Origin of the sequence: Nostoc sp., assembly GCF_036917615.1 — a bacterium.
Classification (GTDB): Bacteria; Cyanobacteriota; Cyanobacteriia; order Cyanobacteriales; family Nostocaceae; genus Nostoc.
In genome coordinates, this window is the sequence record NZ_JBALCZ010000047.1 from 182,608 (window position 1) to 201,108 (window position 18,501).

Consider the following 18,501-nt stretch of genomic DNA (forward strand, 5'->3'; position numbering starts at 1 on the left):
TTTACAAAAATACAAAATGAACAATAACTTTGACAAACTCTTAAAATTTCTTCACTGAATCTTTACGAAACTAATAGGGCGGAGTTTACCTTACTTTGTGCCTTCATAAAATCTGTCTTAGTGAGTAGATTGATCGGAGATGTCAGGAAAAGATGAGAGAAATCCTTTATTTAGAAGTTCCAACTCCGGATATAGCAACTGTGCGTAGCTGGTTACAAACAGATTTTGAACCCGGAAATGGAGAAAAAGTGCTTACCTTGGAAGGCTTTCGCCTCAAAATCCCTACTGCAACTACAACTGCTACCGGGGCTATTTCCGAAAACTTGCCTGCGGAACTTTCGGTATTTGTCTGGTCAGTGCAACGAACTACCTATCTGAAAGTGTTTCGTTGGGCAGAACAGCCCTTTCCCAGTGAGGGACAAATCCTACAACGCCTAACCAAAGAAATCAGAAGCCGTTTTGGGCATCATTACCCAGAACCACCAGAGATTGATTTATCCCAGCAATCGATTTTTGCAGCGCTAGGCTCTGTTTACCCCCTCACCGTCAAATATTTTCAGAAAATGCCCAACGGTGAATATGACCTAACGCGTGCCTATTGGTGGGAACAACGATGGCGCCAAGGGGTACGGAATCCTCGGCAACCGCGTCAAGTCGTGTTTTCGCATGTGAGAGGAGCAGGGGAGCAGGGGAGCAGCGAAGAAATAACCAATGCCCCATGCTCCATGCCCCATCCCCAGTACGACATCATCTACATCGGTGGCGCACTAGGCGCGATTCATGCGGCACTGATGGCAAAACTGGGATATAAAGTTCTGCTGGTGGAACGAATGCCCTTTGGGCGGATGAACCGAGAATGGAATATTTCCCGCGATGAGATTCAAAGCTTGGTTAACCTGGGTTTAGTCACCCCCGCTGAGTTAGAAACTATCATTGCCAGGGAATACAAAGACGGATTCAATAAGTTTTTTGATGCCAATAATCCATCCAAACTGCGATCGCCCGTCCTCCACACACCCACAGTCCTAAATTTAGGCTTAGATTCCGAAAAATGGCTCCAAATGTGTGGGCAAAAACTGCAAGCGGCAGGCGGTGATATCTGGGATGAAACAGAGTTTATCCGTGCAGATATTGAGAGTTCACAAGTACTTCTGAAAGTCAAGCACTTACCCAGTCAAAGCGAGAAGCAAGTAAGTGGACGACTGCTAATAGATGCAATGGGAACTGCATCCCCCATCGCTTGGCAATTAAATGGTGGTCGAGCTTTTGATAGTGTATGTCCGACAGTGGGAGCGGCAATTGAGAGCGGATTTGAGCCGGGGGTATGGGATTCCCAATATGGGGATGTTCTTTATAGTCATGGGGATATTTCGCGGGGAAGGCAGTTGATTTGGGAATTGTTTCCTGGAGCAGCTGATGAATTGACGATTTATTTATTTCATTACCACGAAGTCAATGCTGAAAATCCTGGTTCTTTGCTAGAGATGTACGAGGACTTTTTCACGATTTTGCCAGAGTATCGCAGGTGCGATATGGACAAATTGGTGTGGAAAAAGCCGACATTTGGGTATATACCGGGGCATTTTAGTGTCGGAAGTCGCGATCGCACAGTTGCTTTTGATCGATTGATTGCGATCGGTGATGCCGCATCACTCCAGTCTCCCCTCGTCTTCACCGGTTTTGGTTCGCTAGTTCGCAACTTAGAGCGCTTAACAACACTGTTGGATACTGCTCTCAAGCATGACTTGTTGAGTTTGGAACACTTGAACCAAATTCGCGCCTACCAAAGCAACGTTTCAGTGACTTGGCTATTTTCCAAAGGCATGATGGTGCCCACAGGAAAATTTTTACCACCGCAACGGATTAACTCCATGCTCAATACCTTTTTTGGGCTGTTGGCAGACGAACCTTTAGAGGTGGCAGATAATTTCATTAAAGATAGGTGTGATTGGTTTACCTTTAACCGCCTAGCACTCAAAGCAGCTAGAAAAAATCCTGCCTTGCTTTTATGGATTTGGGAACTTGCTGGGCCAAGGGATTTGCTCAGATGGCTTGGTAGTTATTTTAACTTCGGCCGTCATGCCCTGGTTAGTACTTTGCTGAGTCCGTGGTTTTCGCGCTTCTTGAGTCGGATAGGTTTTTGGCTGGAACCCCGGAATCCGGGATTGTGGCTGTGGCTGTTAGCGATTAATTATGCGATCGCCACAGGCAAACCGCGATCGCGCGCTCAAGTAGCAAAAATTAGCCTAGAAGCTATAATTCCGAAGTCTGAAGCAAGAATTCTGAATTAGTTATTGGGCATTGGGCATTAGGCATTAATCACTTGACTCCCAACTCCCAACTCCCAACTCCCAACTCCTAACTCTTGGGGCGAAAATTTGGCAGTTCCACAGATGCCAATGACTTACGCCCCTTGGGTGGACGCTGGGGATAAACCACCGGTGAGGGTGAATTGGCATCATTGCTGTTATCACCTGATGATTCTGGGGACAAATCAGTCGCCGATAATTCTAACTGCGTCAATTGTGAAACTTCTGACCAGTAGTCTTCAGTTTCTCCAACAGGCGTCTTAGTGTGAGGCGGAGTGGAGGAAACTAGTAAGTTATTGGCTGGTGAAAGCACAGAATCTGTCGTCCAAGAAATGGAGGTAGTTGCAGTCGGATTAATTTTTGCTTCCAACTCCTCCTTTTGTGGATTTTCTAGTTCCTCATCGTCTTCTAAGATTGTTGCTAAAGTCTCCCAGATGGGCGCATCACCCAGATTACTCTCTACATTCGTTTTCGCAGCAGGCGGTGGTGATGCAGATGCAGGCTGGGAGGTGAAAAACATTTGGATTAGACTATCTAATTGCTGATCTAAGTTTGATGAACCCGAAGTTGAAATAGTTTCCGGTGTATCTGGGGAATCGTCAATTTTTGCAGAGGGGCCAGGTTCTGCTGGTGTTGGGATATTTTGCTTAACTGTCCAGTTCCAAGAAGATGATGGCGGCGGAGTGGCTTCATTTTTTTGGAATGGGATTGGTGCTGACGGTTCGCCCCAAGAATTATCTACATTCTCAGTCAAGGATTCTGGTTCTGCTGACCAAGGTTGAATTGGCTGTACATTAGGAAACAAAGACCGAGCTTTTCTAGAGAATCTTCCTTGTCCACTAGTTATGTCTTTAGGATGTTTTGCAGTATCCTCTAGGGAGTCATAACTAGGAACGGATGTATCTAGACATTTTTCCAGAGCTGCTTTGAATTGCAGAGTCTGGCGTTGTTGTCGCATCAGTCTAGTACGTAACTCCCGACAAACAGTTTCTGATTGCAATAACTGCTGAGACTGTTCGTTGTTGTTAGTGTGTAGCAACGTACATTCTCGCTCTAACTGGGCAAGGCGTTGTTGGCTAATTTGTAGCTGTGCTTTATAAGTATCAATGAAAATTTCCTGGCGTTGAACAGTTTGTACAGCAGTTTCTAATTGTTGAAATAGGGACTTTATCTGTTCTTGAGCCGCAGCCAGTTCCTGAGTATGTTGGTTGAGCATCGACTCAGTAACGCTGGAACGCGTTTTCTGCCACTGCAAAACCTTTTCAGACTCAGCTAAGTTGTCTTTTAGCTGCTCCACTTGTTCATACAACTTATTGTTCGCCGTACGCAATTCTTCGTTTAATGCCAGCAGGTTCTGAAATTCCGAGTCAATAAGTAGTTGTTTGCCGCTTTCAGGCTCTGCAACCCAGTCTTGCTGGGTGGTATCTTGTGAAAATTGTGTATCTTCAGCTGGCATGAGGAGTGGCAGTTTTCTAACTGCCATATTGTCATGAGGCACAACTGAGTAAAAGGGACAACTCGCCTGCTCTGATTGTGGCGAATTAGCAGAATTTAGGGATTCCATCACAGCCGCCTTGTTTGAGGTGTCAGCTTCATTCATCACTCTTGACCCACCTGCTTAAAAATATTTAGCAGTGCTGCCATTAGCATTGCTTATCAACTATGTCTAATCAGGGTTTGCTCTAAAAGCTAAGTTTAACTCTCTTCAAGCACCAGCAATTAATCATCAATTGGTGTTCCCCATTCTGTATCTAGACTGATGCCGTTATAACACTATGATGCTCTTCCCCGTCAAGAAGAGGCAGAAGGGGAATTTGGACTGCCTTTGGGAATAGGCAAGAGAGAGGAGAAACCCGATACTTCAAAATTAAACTGTATTGGCTAATGAAGTTTTTTACATAAAAAACTGCGTCTAATACACGTTATTATCTATAATTGCATCTGTCTTAAGAGATGAATTAAGAAGTCTTCCTTCAATACATTTTTCTAGTGGCTCATTTATTACTTAGTATATATGTCAGTACAAGTATCTATTATTCAATGATAATTCTGTAATTCTGGGCAATCGCTATTTAATGTCAGCAAACAACTAAGAGCTTCTGTCAGAACTACAATGTTAGTAAATTCTGAGATTCACGAATAAATACTTATAAAAATTTTAAAAAAGGTAATAAAAATACTAAGTATAATTATAAAACTTTCTTAAAGAGTAATCTCAACTTAGTACGTGCTTTTTTCTTGATAAATACAGTCTTAGTAAGTAATTCCAGGCTTAGTCAATGAGAAGCTTTTTTCTCAACTTGCCTTCAATGCGTAAAGTTTGTTTAATGACTGCAAGAAAATTATTTAAAGTATACTTAACTACTTATAGATATTTTTTATATTGTATATAAAGAGACTAAAAGTTTATTTTAATTAAGTATTTAAACGAATACGATTTTAATTATTTTATTAAAGAATAATGAGCATAACCGAGTTTTCTATTAGGAAAAAAGTAATTATAAAGACCATAATTACTGCCAATTAATATAATTGTGGCGCTAAATAAAGCGTTGTAGCAGTTAGGCTTGTCCAAAAAATTCAAATTTAAAATAGGGGTGCTAAAAATGACTGACGTACTTGCAATCGGTGCAAAAATAAAGCAAGAAGCTGCCCAATTGCCGCTGTCTGCAGAAAATTGTGACAGCTTTTGGGACAAACAAATCAGACCGTTATTTACAAATGAGTCTTTATCTTTCAAGGTGAAAACTCTTAAAGGAAACTATGTCAAGTACGTCAACTTAGATAATGGAGCTACAACCACTCCCTTTGCAACCCTCAAGCAGCATGTAGACGAGATGCTTGACACCTATGGCAGTGTGCATCGAGGTTCTGGGCAAAAGTCCATCATCACTACACGAGAATATGACGCCAGCCGGAATATAATTCGGGACTTTGTGGGGTCATCTTCAGAGAACTATGTAATCTTTGCGAAAAACACAACAGAAGCAATTAATGGAGCCGCCACACTTTGGGCAAAAAAACCTGGGAAAATCTTAGTTTCTGATATCGAGCATTCATCAAACCTTCTGCCTTGGGTTACTAGAGACGAAGTTGTGCAGTACAGAACCCAGCCGGATGGAAGTGTAAGTGTTGCAGAAATTGAAGATATCTTCAAGGCACACCAAAATCTTCCCAAAGCCGAGCAAATTAAGTTAGTGACTATTACAGGTGCTTCGACAATTACGGGTTACAGACCCCCGATTTACGAAATTGCAGCTTTAGCACATCGGTATGGTGCGAAGATATTTGCCGACGTGTGTCAGTTAATTCAGCATGAACGAGTAGATATGCGTGCTGATGATCACCCATGTCATTTAGATTTTGTGGCTTTCTCTGGACACAAGATGTATGCCCCTTATGGAACTGGGGTTTTGCTGGGGCCGAAGGAATTTTTTGATAGTTCCTACCCTTATCAAATCGGGGGTGGAAACCTGCCTTATATCACTAGAAATCTAGAGATCAAGCGTTTTTATACAGAACGGGCCCATGACCCTGGAACGCCAAACGCAATGGGGGCTATTGCCATTGCCAAGGCGATTGAAATTATCGAAGCACTAGGGCGCTCGCGCATTGCTGAGTATGAACACTCTTTAGTTGAATTCACATTTACACGGCTTGGGCTGATTCCTGGTATCAAATTACATATTCCAGGAGATAATTTAGCCCATGTTATTCCCTTTGATATTGATGGGTTTGATGGACGCTTAGTAGCAGAAATTCTGGCGCAAGAATACGGCATTGGGGTTCGGGCTGGGGCTTTCTGCACATACGAATACATTCGCAAACTCAAGAATATTTCAGACGAGCAAGACTGTGAGATTGCCCAAGAAGTAGACAGGGGAATTACGCGCAACATTCCTAGTATTATCCGAGCCAGCTTTGCTGTATATAATACATTAGAAGATTGCGATCGCTTTATTGATGCGATCGCCCAAATAGCTAGAAACGGATTTGCTCACTATTTGCCCAACTACACACAAAATGAAATCACTGGTGTTTGGACAGCGATAGACAGCTAGTCTTTTCAGGGCATGGGGCATAGAGCATTGGGCATTGCTTATTTCCCCTGCTCCCTCTGCTCCTTCATCAAGCCTTATTCTCTGTGTCTTAATTACGACTTACGTAGCTTGCTTCTCGCCTTCTCTACGAGACGCTACGCGAATGGCGAGTATTACGAATTACGAATTACAAGGAGGTAATAACTTGAGTGATGAAAACCTCTTTGACCAGGAGGATTATTTACACACACGGGTTGATCAGTGTATCTGGCAAAAAAGTACAGATGCAGGTATTTCGCGCCAGCGCTTTCTAAAAATACTAGCCACTATGGTTGGTGCAACAGCGATTGGGGGGTTAGCTAAACCTGCGCCTGCTCACAGTCAGGCAGCTGTTAAAACCAAAGGCAGTAAAATACTTAAGCCATTGCCACCAGGATATATCTCTCATAGCAAAGGCACATTAGAGATGAACTGGGAAGCAATGTATGGGCGTGGTTATTTAGTACCGAATGATTGGTTCTATGTTCATAACCGTAGTACACCTCCCCCGTTTGATCCATCTACATGGCGTTTGCAAATTCATGGAACTGGCGTTTCTGCCCCTTGCGAGTTCACTTACGATGAAATCGTCGCTATGCCGTCCATCTCGGTCACTTGCGCTATTGAGTGTGCTGCTAATGGTCGGCGCTTCTTTGAAGAGGCTTACAACATACCACTCCCTGGAACCCGGTGGAGGCTTGGGGCTATTGGTGTAGCTGAGTGGACTGGTGTACCACTTGGCATGTTATTAGAGCGAGCTGGACTGAAATCCACAGCAAAAGATGTACTCGTTGAGGGCGCAGATGTGGATTCGCTGGACTCAAAGGGGACGAATAAATCCAAGTTCAACAATGTAGTTCCGATTGCTAAGGCATTAGCAGATAACTCGCTGCTTGTCTATGCAATGAACGGAGAACCATTACCTCCAGATCACGGTCAGCCATGCCGTGCTTTATTCCCTGGTTGGGGAGGAAACGCCAACGTTAAATGGATTGAGCGGATTGAAGTTTCCCAAACACCGATATATACCCAGTGGGTGACGGAGCAAATGGTGTTGGTTGGTGCAAACTACCCAGCGATCGCTCCATATAAAGGTAAGCTGATTACCTACCAAAATGTTAAGAGCGCCTTTGAGTTGGCTTGGCCAGCTACGCTTTCTGCTAGAACCCACTTACTACGTGGACGTTCTTGGTCTGGGAAAGGAAAGATTACGCGTGTGGAAGTCAGCCTGAATGGCGGCAAAACTTGGCAATTTGCACGACTGAGAGAACCAAATTTTCCATTTGCATGGACACGGTGGGACATTGAATGGAACCCAGTTCCTGGCCAGTATTTTCTCCAAGCTCGTGCTACTGACAATTTAGGTAACACACAACCGAGTACAGTTCCGTGGAATGATTCTGGATTGCTCTACGGAGGCGTTGTTAGCCATCCGGTGACAGTACAAGGTTAATTACACCAAGTCAGTTCTGTAGAAAAGACCTATTTATGATTGATTTTAGTTGGTTGATTTTAGTGACTGGAGGTCTAATATCTGGAGTCATAGCTGGACTTTTGGGAATAGGTGGCGGTATTATCACAATTCCTCTTTTAGTCACACTAGGTTATACTCCCGTTCAGGCGATCGCTACTAGTAGCCTTGCGATTGTGATTACTTCAATTTCTGGAAGTTTGCAGAATTGGTGGATGGGCTACTTTGACTTTAAACGAGTAATTTATTTAGGAATTCCAGCTTTTCTAACTACTGGAATCGGTGTATATTTTGCCAATAAAATTCCATCGTACATAATACTTTTTACATTTGGCATTATACTACTCGCTAATATCTATCTGATTGAGCTTCGCAAGCAACTGGCTTTCAATGAAATAGAGAATACAGCCCCAATATTTAACCCATTAGTTTCTAAAATTGGCACTGGGGGAGCAGCAGGAATTTTAGCAGGTTTATTTGGCTTAGGTGGCGGTACGATTATGGTGCCACTACAAATGTTGCTATTGGGAGAAGAAATTAAAGTAGCAATTCAAACTAGTTTGGGTGTGATTGTGATCACTGCTTTAGCTGCCTGCACAGGACACACATTAGAGGGAAATATTCTGTTTGTTCAAGGTATAGTTTTGGGATGCGGAGGTCTTTTAGGCGTTCAAATGAGTACTCGCGCATTGCCAAAACTCCCAGATTATACTGTGAGTTTAGTGCTTCGTATTTTCTTAGGAATACTATCAATTTATATTTTTTGGGAAGCTTGGATAAATTATCAACAAATAATTACTAATTCGTAATTCGTAATTACAGCAGGTTTCATTTATTTTAACCACATAGCTTGTAAAGACACAGCAATCCTCATTGGCGTTAACTTAAGCTAAAACTATTTTCAAACCTCGTTTCCAGCCTCTGGCTAGGAAATGCTGCTCATTGGGCTGCTGCCGCGAGTAAAGAAGGCAGAGCCTTAATGAGGGGCATTCCCAGTCGGAGACTGGGAACAAGGTAACTCGATTTTGATGTTTGTGGCAGTACCCACCCTACGGTTATTGCTACTCACAATTACGAATTACGTAGCTTGCTTCTCGCCTTCTCTACGAGACGCTACGCGAATGGCGAGTATTACGAATTACAAATTATTCTCTCAAGGTAGCCACCGGGGATGAAATCCGGCTAAGGGGAGTTGTTCTGGTCTAATTTCAACAGTCGCAGCATCAGCGATGGGCAACAGAGGCATTAACCACAGGCTACTGGTAGCGATCGTATCTCCATCATCAGTTTTCAAAGTGTTTGTGGGTGATGATGCTGTTGTGTTTGTCTGCGGTACTACTTGGTCAAATAACAACCCTAAACCGTCGGCAGATAAACTCATTTGCACATTCCGTTGAGCAGGAGGCAGTATTAGCAATGGTTTCTGTTGCCCGGTTTTCAGAGCAATTGCCACTACATAAGGCTGTTCTATGTATTGTTCCTTGGATACTAGTTGTGTCAGCAAGCAGTAGAGGGTGGGTGAGGCGATGTCAAATTGGCAGCTGAGAATTGAGCCTGTTGTTTTTAATAGTTGTTTCTGCACACCTTGGTTTGTCACTAGAAACAAATCTCGCGTGTAATCTGTATTAAACTTTACCATCGCTGCTTGAGAGCCATCTTTGGAGAAAGCCTGTACCAAACCAAACTGCGGCAGAAAGTCTAGGGGTTTATTGGCATCACCTTGCAGTGGTAAAATTGCTGCTCCCTGTCCTTGGGCAACTGCTACGGCTTTACTATCTGGCGTGATCATAAAGTCTCCCCCCGGTTGGCTTTGCAGACGTTTAGGGGTAGGTTTTTCTTTTGAACTGTCACTGGTTGCTGGCATAAACCATAGTCCAAAGTCGCCAGGATTAGTTTTGTTTCCGCGCTGAATGACAATAGTTTGCCCATCAGGTGATAAGTCAAATTTCAGGTTTTGATAATCTTTACTATCTAAAGTCAGGTCAACTTTGCCTCCTGGTTCTGCTTCTTGTCCAAATTTACCAGAAACGCCTGTTGTCACTGTGTACAGTTGAGCTGAAAGTAAGTCTTGGTTCTTGGTTGTGTGAGCAGAAAATAAAATTTTCTCCCCATCAGGAAACGACTCAAAGTCCATTACTATCAGGTCTTTGGGGGTAAGTACCCTTTTTTGCTCTTGGGTCAAGTTATAAAGAACTAACCGTCCCTGTTCTTCTTGATCGGTTCCTATATAAAGGATGACGCGATCGCGTGTGCGGAAGCTACCAACAAAGGGCTGTATCACCCGATTTTTGCCTTCTTGTTCCGCAAACTTATCTTTGGCTCCCTGTAACTGCACTTTATAATTCGTGCCATAGGGTGCTGGTGTCACCAGTGTATAAACCATCCGCCGCCCTGCCCAACTGAATTTACCTGCTAGAGGTGGCTCAATTTTCAAGTTCTCTTCTACGCTTTTTACTTCCATTGGGCGGCTGAAGGTAAGGGTGAAGGAGTTATCCTCTGCCCCAATTTGTTGATTTTGCCAGGTAAAGTCCCGCACACGAGCAGTTACCACATCACCTTGCAATATGATTAACCCAATCAGCACACTCAGCAGTAGCATCAGTGGGATCGCTATCCGATCCAGTGGTTGGATAAATGCTTTAGATTTAATCATTTGTCGTTAAGCATTAGGCATTGGAGAAATAACTAATAACTATAAGGATTTTCCGGTTGAGGAATCTTTTTGAGAGATGTAGCGGCAATGGTAAGTTGGCGTTTACCTGCCAAATTTTCTGTCACCATTTGTCCTTCGACTTCCAGCCAGATATCAGGGGAATAAGCTTCTTGATTGTTTGGGAGTTTGACAGGTAATCCCACAGGGTAAGCATCTGCTGCACAGCAAGTTAAGACAAATCGGGCTAAGAACAAATATTCTTTTCCTAGATCGGGCGGGTGGATCACAAATCCCTGCACCTTGACTTTTTGTCCTGCATATGTATCTGGTTCAGGATAGACATTGACGGTGCGTACCCAGTCTACAAGCGATCGCTCTTCTGGGCGAACAGTAGCCCGAAAGGCTTGAGGTTTGACACGTGTGCTTCCCAATAAATCAGTCGTCACACCCCTTTGGAGTGCTTTGTCACTAGCAAAAACTTGCGGTGTAATCATAAAACCTAGAATCGCTGTAGTCAACAACAAAGCACTGCCCCAACCAGGGGGAAATAAACTAATATGTTGGGTGTTTGGCGTTAGATCACGGCGACGCCGCAGCCAAAGTTCCTGCATCTTCAAAAAACCAATAATGATCAAGCTGATACCAGTCACGACCACGAACCAAATGTAATTTGGGTGAATCAACAGGTTCAGCTTGTTAGTTAGCCAATATCTCAACATCAAAATGCCCCAAGCTGTAATTGCTAGAGCATCCAGCCAAGGGAGTAACAGATTTTTAATTTTAGATTTGGGATTTTTGTTAGTCATTAATCATTAGTCATTAGTCATCTCTTACAAAGTTCTGATCGGAGGAAACCTCCGCTCAGACTTTGCGCTTAGTCATTAGCAAAGGACAAATGACTAATTTTTTAAAGGACGTGCAAGTTGAGGAAAAGGGTGAACACAAATGTTAATTGTGCTGCTAAAGCAAATAAGTAAAAAACAGTTTTGGGTTTAAAAATGGATAACATCAAACCAATGCCTTTGATGTCAATCATGGGCCCAAACACTAGAAATGCCAACAATGAACCGCTGCTAAAGGTTGAGGCAAAAGATAGGGCGAAGAAAGAATCGACTGTAGAACAAATTGAAACCACTACTGCTAATATCAGCATCACCACAATTGAGGTAATAGGCCCAGCACCCAAACTGAGAATTAATTCACGGGGAGCTAGCACTTGAATAGCAGCAGCGATCGCACTTCCTAGAATCATGATTCCGCCCAATTCTCGGAATTCTTGGATGCTGTTATCCACCACTAGGCGCAGTTTATCTGCAAGGGGTTTATTGGAACTAGAGATTGTAGTAGGCGGTATTAAATTAGCATCTATCCGCAGAGGTATACCTTTTTTTCCTCCTAAGATATAAGTCCCGGATTGCAAGATATTCGGTACTGTTGCTTCCTGTTGTACTTCGTAACGCTTACCACGGCGTTTGGTTTCCGGCTGCGCGGGCGGATTAAACTTCATATACCGAGCGATCGCAGGTTGGACTATGGGATTTAAATCTTTTTGAAAACTGAAAACAAACCCGATAATTGTGGCAATTGCAAGGGAAAATACGACTCGCAAGACTACTATTTCTGGCTGATCTCGAAATGCTGTCCAAGTTGACCAAATTACAACTGGGTTAATTGTTGGTGCTGCTAGCAAAAAACCAATTGCGACTGGTGTGGGTACTCCCTGAATTAGGAACCGCCGCGCTACCGGTATATTCCCGCACTCACACACCGGAAATAAAAAGCCGATCATGCTGCCAACTAAAGCACCCAGCAGCGGATTTTTGGGCATTTTTTCTACTAATTTGCGCTCATCAACAAAAAACAGCAGCAAACTGGAGAATAAAACCCCAAGAAGCAAAAAAGGCATCGCCTCGACTAGCAAACTTAGAAATAGCGTAAAACCATTGTTCAGTTGATTCATGGGCGTCGCAGTCAAAAGCGGTTTTGAGTTTTAGGGTTCTGCCTAGTCATTCATTCTATCGAAATGGGGATCAAAAGCAGTTCAGGAAAATTAAACATCATTTAAATAGCAAGTTATCCTACGTTTCAACTAGCGTTTAAGCGCTGCAAACCTTTGATTCAGGCGAGATAGTGATTTTTACCTGAATGCATTTACTGATGATGACTATTTCTGAGATTGTCTAAGTTCAGAAATTGTTCCGTTTCTAGAGGGCAAGTAGCTGCATAGATGATTTTAAATTACTTATGTTTATACTTACAGTAATTTGCTGGCTCAGATATTAGCTCGGCTGTATTTTCATCAAGTATTCACAGTTATTCAACATTTGGGGTAGGCGTAGCCCGTCGTAGACATCGCTCTTGGTTGCTACCATCATTGATTTTGGCTAGTTATGGCAAAATGTGATCTGAGCTTTGGTTGATTGTTTTACTATAGAAACTCTAAAAATGCAAGACCAAAGTTTAGCAAACACAGTAAATGTTTGCAATACCTTGTCCTAAAGGACACCTGTTCGCATTCGCCAAATTCCGAAAAGCCCTACAAACTAAAAGTTGCTGGCTCACAAACTTCTGCAAAGCTTTAGCCCACGCAGGTGGGCTGAAATTCCTACAGATTGTGGAGGTAGCCTTTGTTTGTATAAATAGCTCGACTCTCAATTAACCAGACAAGACAAGAGGCAAAATCCCCTTGTTAAAGTGAGTTCGACGGTTCATAATTCATATCCTTATCTGTCATTCACAACCCCAACTCCTTTAAGAAGTCGGGGTTCTAATGTTCTCTGTTAATTACGTTTTCGTGGAGTTCCCCAAATCTTGACTTGTTGATCAAATCCACCACTGGCAAGAATTTTACCATTTGGACTAAAAGCGATCGCACTTACCCAATCTGTATGTCCACTCAGTGTATTTATTAACTCACCTGAAGTTAAATTCCACAATTTAATCCCGTCTCTGCCGGCACTAGCAAGGGTTTGTCCATCGGGATTAATGGCGATCGCATTTACCCAGTTATTATGTCCTGTAAGGGTGCGGACTAATTCTCCAGTATTAATATTCCACAGTTTTATGGTGCGATCGCGGCTTGCACTAACTAATGTTTCTCCATCTGGTGTAAAGATGACGGCGCTAACAGCATTAGAATGAGCTACGAATTCACTGATTAATTTACCAGTACTCAAATTCCACAGCTTGATTACACCCTTATTATCACCACTAGCCAAGGTCTGCCCATCAGGACTAATGGCTAGGGTATAAATCAAATTATCAAAACCTACTAGAGTCCCTAGAGGGCGCTCCTGTAGCAAATCCCATAGACGAATCCCATCCAAAGCTCCACTGATTAGAACTTTACTATCAGGAGACACCGCTAAAGATAATACGTTACTGGTATGTCCGACAAAAGAGCGACTAAATTTTAAATTTTTCAGGTTCCAGAGGTTAATCGTATTGTCATCACTACAACTAGCAAGGGTTTGCCCATCTGGCGAAATTACTAAAGATTCTACGGCTGCTTTGTGTGCTTTGTTAATATCCGCCAACTTTTTGCCATTTGCTGGATTCCACAGGCGAATTACACCCTCGTTTTCTGCACCTCCACTCACAAGAATTCTGCTATCTGGACTGAAAGCGAGGGATTTAACGGTTCCGTTATGTCCTCTGAGTGTGTAAAGTAGTTGGGCATTAGCAAAGCTGCTGGTAGTTTGGGAGTTTGGTATTACTTCAATGGCAGCATGAGCTTGATGAATATAAAACCCTTCCCAGGTAATCACTGGAAGGGCAACAGCTGACATAAATGCCAGGATAATATATGGTCGCAGAAAATTATCCCTACCTCTTCCCTCACTACTCACACTTTTTCCTCACTTTTATATATACGGTTACCCCATTAATTTTGCAGAGTTATTAAGTAATAACTCTGCACTTCCTAAAGAGGTGGTTTTTTCTTAGAAACGCTTAACATTGGTAAAGGCGGACTAGAAGAACGAGAGGGCAAATAATGTTGCACTACAGGCTCCTCTGGTACAGGACGACGTTGCTGAAAACGCCACAACTTAAAAGCTAGCGCTATCCCTGTCGTTCCCAAACCAAAAGCGAACAACGACCAGCTATCATTCAATCCGCCAATCAGGGCATCCATAACGCCCATCGTTATCAATACACTGATTAGTGGCTCTTTTCGGTAGGTTAACTTCAAAAAACGAGGTAATACAGCATTCATCACAGCTTGGTTGGTTCCAGTTCACCTTTTGTGTATATTTACCAAGAATACCTCACCCGTAATTTGCCTTTCTCATCCAAGGCAGACACTAATTATGATTTTCTTTAGTTGGGGAGGAAGTATACTCATTAATCGGCTTGCATATAATAGTTGCAAATCTATGATATTTCAATCACTAATAGGTATTTCGATTCCTCTGTTACTTACATTCTAGGGCAATAATTTCCGAATAAATCTAATTAAACTATCTAGGGCGAAGTACTTTGCTATCAATTGTTAAAGTCAAAACCAACTGGTTGTTCCAGCTGGTTGAAATTTTAACTACTAGCTTACAACTTCCACCTTGTGCTTGTTGGTAGCACTACTTCAGACCCAGCCATGATAGCACCCCTTGATTAGTGACATATTCAATCACCAGCATCATAGCGAAGCCAATCATTGCCGCTCGACCATTCAAGCGTTCAGCATATTCGTTAAAGCCAAACTTAGGCTCCTCTAGTCTAGGTGTAATCGTTGGTTGTGGTTGTGTCATTTTTAAGAAACCTTTTTTCGGCAAACGGGAGTTGATATGAGACTTCGCAGCAGAAGTCGAGGAAAGTATGGATAAGCGGTAAAGTTTAACCTTTACCCTACATTTGGTAACTTATGTGCTGATTGCAGTGCTTGAATGCCAAGATGACTTGATAAATTCAGCAAAAGCTTCCTAGTAGGCAGCTATACAATCGCTCTTTTAATAAATTGTTACTATTCTTTATATATTGTATAAATACTGGGGTAATAGTCAAGGGTAAGAGTTTGGGGCCATTCAGATTAAATTGAGAAACTTAGAACAGAGATTAGCTATCTCTAATACAGCTATCCCCTATATGGACGTAGCAAGCTTGAGATTGGCAAACTACAGTTAAACAAAAAATTATCAGAGGCGGTATATGGAAATCGGCGTTCCCAAGGAAAATAAGGATCAAGAGTTTCGGGTAGGGTTAAGTCCTTCTAGTGTGCGGGTGCTGCGAGAAAATGGTCATAGCATCTTCGTCCAGACGCAAGCAGGTACTGGTGCTGGATTTACAGATGACGATTACAGAAGTGCTGGAGCCGAGATTGTCCCCACATCAGAAACGGCTTGGAATCGGGAATTGGTTGTTAAAGTTAAAGAGCCGTTGACATCTGAGTATAAATTTTTGCAGAAAGGGCAGATATTATTTACTTATTTACATTTAGCAGCCGATCGCAAATTGACAGAGCATTTAATTGATTGTGGCACTTGTGCGATCGCCTACGAAACTGTAGAACAATCTGGTGCTAACAGACTTCCTTTGCTCACCCCCATGAGCGTTATTGCCGGTCGGCTAGCAGTACAATTTGGGGCCAGATTCCTAGAACGTCAGCAAGGTGGCAGAGGAGTCCTTTTGGGCGGTGTACCTGGAGTCAAACCAGGCAAAGTAGTAATTTTAGGTGGCGGCGTTGTCGGTACAGAAGCAGCTAAAATTGCTGTAGGCGTGGGTGCTAGCGTCCAGATTTTAGATGTGAGTGTCGAGCGCTTATCTTACCTAGAAACCCTCTTTGGCTCTAGAGTCGAATTGCTTTACAGCAACTCTGCTCATATCGAAGCCGCAGTCATTGAAGCCGACTTGCTGATCGGTGCAGTTTTAGTACTGGGACGTAGGGCACCAATACTAGTATCCCGCGAATTGGTCAAACAAATGCATCCTGGTTCTGTAATAGTTGATGTAGCCGTTGACCAAGGCGGTTGCATAGAAACCTTACACCCCACATCCCACACAAATCCGGTATACCTTGAAGAAGGTGTGGTGCATTATGGCGTTCCCAATATGCCAGGAGCAGTACCTTGGACAGCAACTCAGGCACTCAATAATAGTACATTACCTTATGTTGTCCAGTTGGCGAATTTGGGAATTTTGGCACTGGAAGTTAACCCAGCATTGGCTAAGGGTGTGAATGTGCAGAACCATCGCTTAGTTCATCCTGCTGTGCAAGAGGTATTCCCTGATTTGGTAAGTTAGATTTTAGTAAATTTAGATTACCAATAGTTCCTGCAAACCCCTCATTGCAAGCGATGAGGGGGAATTTGGTGCTAAATTTTACCAACTTTATGAAGAACTACAAAAATGATTAAGATAGTTATAAAGTTCACGAAATAAAGGGCATTTTCGTTGAACTTCATCTGGTCGGATATCTTGTAATAGTGCCGGGGTATGCAATCTTTTAGAATAGCGTGTTGAACTGCTACATATTGTTGGCATTGTAAAATTGCCATTTGGAAATAAATTCAATAAGGTCTCTTCTAATTCTAAAAATAGGTGTACTTTCGGGAGGATATTGGCTATATTCAAGCAATCGAGGAATGGCAGAAAGCCCCAAAGAATTGGTGTGTATATTGTTTAAAAATTCAAAATGAGTACTCGAATTTTGTCCGGGACTATCATAAACTGATACAGCGCCTTTGCCCGGTTCCCTGTCATGAAACTTATAATAATAGAAAGGTTTTGATGAAGCTAACTCATGTAAATCTTCTCCGCTATATAAAAATTCTTTGGAAATACTAACTCTTGGTTGATTTTTGTCAACATAAATCTTTAAATCAAGAATTCCGCTGTTTTTTCCGGGAGTACCAGTCTGTGAAAATTGTGAAAAACAATAAGCAAGCGTAACTACAGCAGGACTTACTACACTGCCATCTAAAATCCGATTAGCACCAATTTGAGTAACTGCATTTTCAAAACTACTAACACCCCGACTTTCATCAGGAATGGTAGTTAAGCTATCTTTTAAAAATTTCAAGCAACTGATAAAGTTGCTTTTGCCTGAACCGTTTGAACCTATAAATATATTGAGTTTTTTTAGCTCAACTACTTTATCTAAAGAAAGATTTTTATAATTTTTGCTAGCCAGAAAGCGAAGTAGTGGTTGATTCATAAGATTCAAAACAAGTCTCTAGTCAGTTGGCAACTAAATACTATTATCTCAAGTTTGTACTTCATGGGTTGTGAGCAAAAACCAATTTTCATTAACTCAATATTGGAAAATTAATTCAGGTGTAACTATTGGGTATATATGAATTATCTATCATTTTAGCCTTTATCCTAAATTGGTAGCTAGCTAATAAATAGGCTTTTCGGAAAACGTTTTTACTCTCAACAAGTTTTCATATTCATTTTTAACCCAACAATTCGTCTACAGCTACACTAAAACCCAGCAAGACTTTTGAGAAGCTAACCACATCACTAGCTTTAAACCCTAAAACCTGATTATCAGTTATTACAATAAATAACCGACTGTCAGGAAATACTAGTCAAATTTCTTCGCAATCAGACTGCAAATACTCCTGCGCTTTGAGAAATAATTCTTCAGATAAATCGGTGGGTGAAACTATCTCAGCAATTAGTGGAAAACTCTGTGGCAAAGTGGGAACATTGCCAAATTGAGCTACCAATTCAGGCGTCAGATAAGCCACATCAGGACGCCGGCCCTGTTTAGATGTGCGACAAGGTACTTCAGTGTAAACTTTCCCACCTAGTTGATTGGTGTTGATGTAACTTCTCCAGTAAAAGCTTAGATTAACTTCAATTTCACTATGTTTTAATGTCATCCCTGTTTTTTCTATAAGTTGCTCATCCACCCACTCCATCCCGTCTGGAGGATTTGCCATGAAGTCTTCTAAGAGCTGATTCGTAAACAAAAGCTTAAGATGCCATTCGCCTGACCATAAGACGAATCAATGATCCATAAATCATTGCTTCACTTAACTCGCTGTA

14 protein-coding genes are annotated in these 18,501 nt (G+C 42.3%); 5 read left to right on the forward strand and 9 right to left on the reverse strand.

Going from position 1 to position 18,501, the window contains the following annotated elements:
* The first annotated feature begins 152 nt into the window (after positions 1-152).
* On the forward strand, positions 153-2,291 hold the full coding sequence (locus tag V7K85_RS16765) for an NAD(P)/FAD-dependent oxidoreductase (protein WP_334814748.1): 2,139 nt from the start codon (positions 153-155) through the stop codon (positions 2,289-2,291).
* Between the two features lie 67 nt (positions 2,292-2,358).
* Here the strand turns inward: V7K85_RS16765 and V7K85_RS16770 are convergent, their stop codons facing one another.
* The gene (locus tag V7K85_RS16770; RefSeq protein WP_334814749.1) at positions 2,359-3,909 is read right to left on the reverse strand and encodes a hypothetical protein; all 1,551 of its coding nucleotides are present in this window, start codon (positions 3,907-3,909) and stop codon (positions 2,359-2,361) included.
* Positions 3,910-4,915: 1,006 nt separating this feature from the next.
* On the opposite strand from V7K85_RS16770, the gene V7K85_RS16775 reads away from it, so the two are divergent.
* The 3 genes from V7K85_RS16775 (at position 4,916) to V7K85_RS16785 (ending at position 8,668) form a co-directional block, all read left to right on the forward strand.
* Complete coding sequence (locus tag V7K85_RS16775; RefSeq protein WP_334814750.1) at positions 4,916-6,370, forward strand: aminotransferase class V-fold PLP-dependent enzyme; 1,455 nt, start codon at positions 4,916-4,918, stop codon at positions 6,368-6,370.
* Positions 6,371-6,512: 142 nt separating this feature from the next.
* Positions 6,513-7,841 carry a sulfite oxidase gene (locus V7K85_RS16780; protein WP_334814751.1) on the forward strand — a complete coding sequence of 443 codons (1,329 nt, stop codon included), beginning with the start codon at positions 6,513-6,515 and terminating at the stop codon, positions 7,839-7,841.
* Between the two features lie 35 nt (positions 7,842-7,876).
* Positions 7,877-8,668, forward strand: a complete 792-nt coding sequence (locus V7K85_RS16785; RefSeq protein ID WP_334814752.1) for a sulfite exporter TauE/SafE family protein — start codon at positions 7,877-7,879, stop codon at positions 8,666-8,668.
* Positions 8,669-9,012: 344 nt separating this feature from the next.
* On the opposite strand, the gene V7K85_RS16790 is transcribed toward V7K85_RS16785, so the two are convergent.
* From V7K85_RS16790 to V7K85_RS16815, 6 genes are all read right to left on the reverse strand, one after another.
* Positions 9,013-10,512 carry an Ig-like domain-containing protein gene (locus tag V7K85_RS16790; protein WP_334814753.1) on the reverse strand — a complete coding sequence of 500 codons (1,500 nt, stop codon included), beginning with the start codon at positions 10,510-10,512 and terminating at the stop codon, positions 9,013-9,015.
* Between the two features lie 32 nt (positions 10,513-10,544).
* Entirely contained in the window at positions 10,545-11,318 is a 774-nt protein-coding gene (locus tag V7K85_RS16795) for a TIGR03943 family putative permease subunit (protein ID WP_334814754.1), read from the reverse strand.
* Between the two features lie 101 nt (positions 11,319-11,419).
* Positions 11,420-12,472 carry a permease gene (locus V7K85_RS16800; RefSeq protein WP_334814755.1) on the reverse strand — a complete coding sequence of 351 codons (1,053 nt, stop codon included), beginning with the start codon at positions 12,470-12,472 and terminating at the stop codon, positions 11,420-11,422.
* 820 nt (positions 12,473-13,292) lie between these two features.
* Positions 13,293-14,300: a WD40 repeat domain-containing protein gene (locus V7K85_RS16805; RefSeq protein ID WP_334814756.1), complete on the reverse strand. Its 1,008-nt coding sequence runs from the start codon at positions 14,298-14,300 to the stop codon at positions 13,293-13,295.
* A gap of 134 nt (positions 14,301-14,434) precedes the next feature.
* A complete protein-coding gene (locus tag V7K85_RS16810; protein WP_334814768.1) occupies positions 14,435-14,728 on the reverse strand; it encodes a hypothetical protein in 294 nt (97 codons plus the stop codon).
* Between the two features lie 361 nt (positions 14,729-15,089).
* A complete protein-coding gene (locus V7K85_RS16815) occupies positions 15,090-15,260 on the reverse strand; it encodes a chlorophyll a/b-binding protein (protein ID WP_334814757.1) in 171 nt (56 codons plus the stop codon).
* Between the two features lie 397 nt (positions 15,261-15,657).
* Between V7K85_RS16815 and ald the strand changes: the two genes are divergently transcribed.
* A complete protein-coding gene (gene ald, locus V7K85_RS16820; protein WP_334814758.1) occupies positions 15,658-16,749 on the forward strand; it encodes an alanine dehydrogenase in 1,092 nt (363 codons plus the stop codon).
* A gap of 223 nt (positions 16,750-16,972) precedes the next feature.
* On the opposite strand, the gene V7K85_RS16825 is transcribed toward ald, so the two are convergent.
* Positions 16,973-17,662, reverse strand: coding sequence for an AAA family ATPase (locus V7K85_RS16825; protein WP_334814759.1), 690 nt, complete (start codon positions 17,660-17,662; stop codon positions 16,973-16,975).
* A gap of 376 nt (positions 17,663-18,038) precedes the next feature.
* Positions 18,039-18,395 carry a Uma2 family endonuclease gene (locus V7K85_RS16830; RefSeq protein ID WP_334814760.1) on the reverse strand — a complete coding sequence of 119 codons (357 nt, stop codon included), beginning with the start codon at positions 18,393-18,395 and terminating at the stop codon, positions 18,039-18,041.
* Positions 18,396-18,501: the final 106 nt, after the last annotated feature.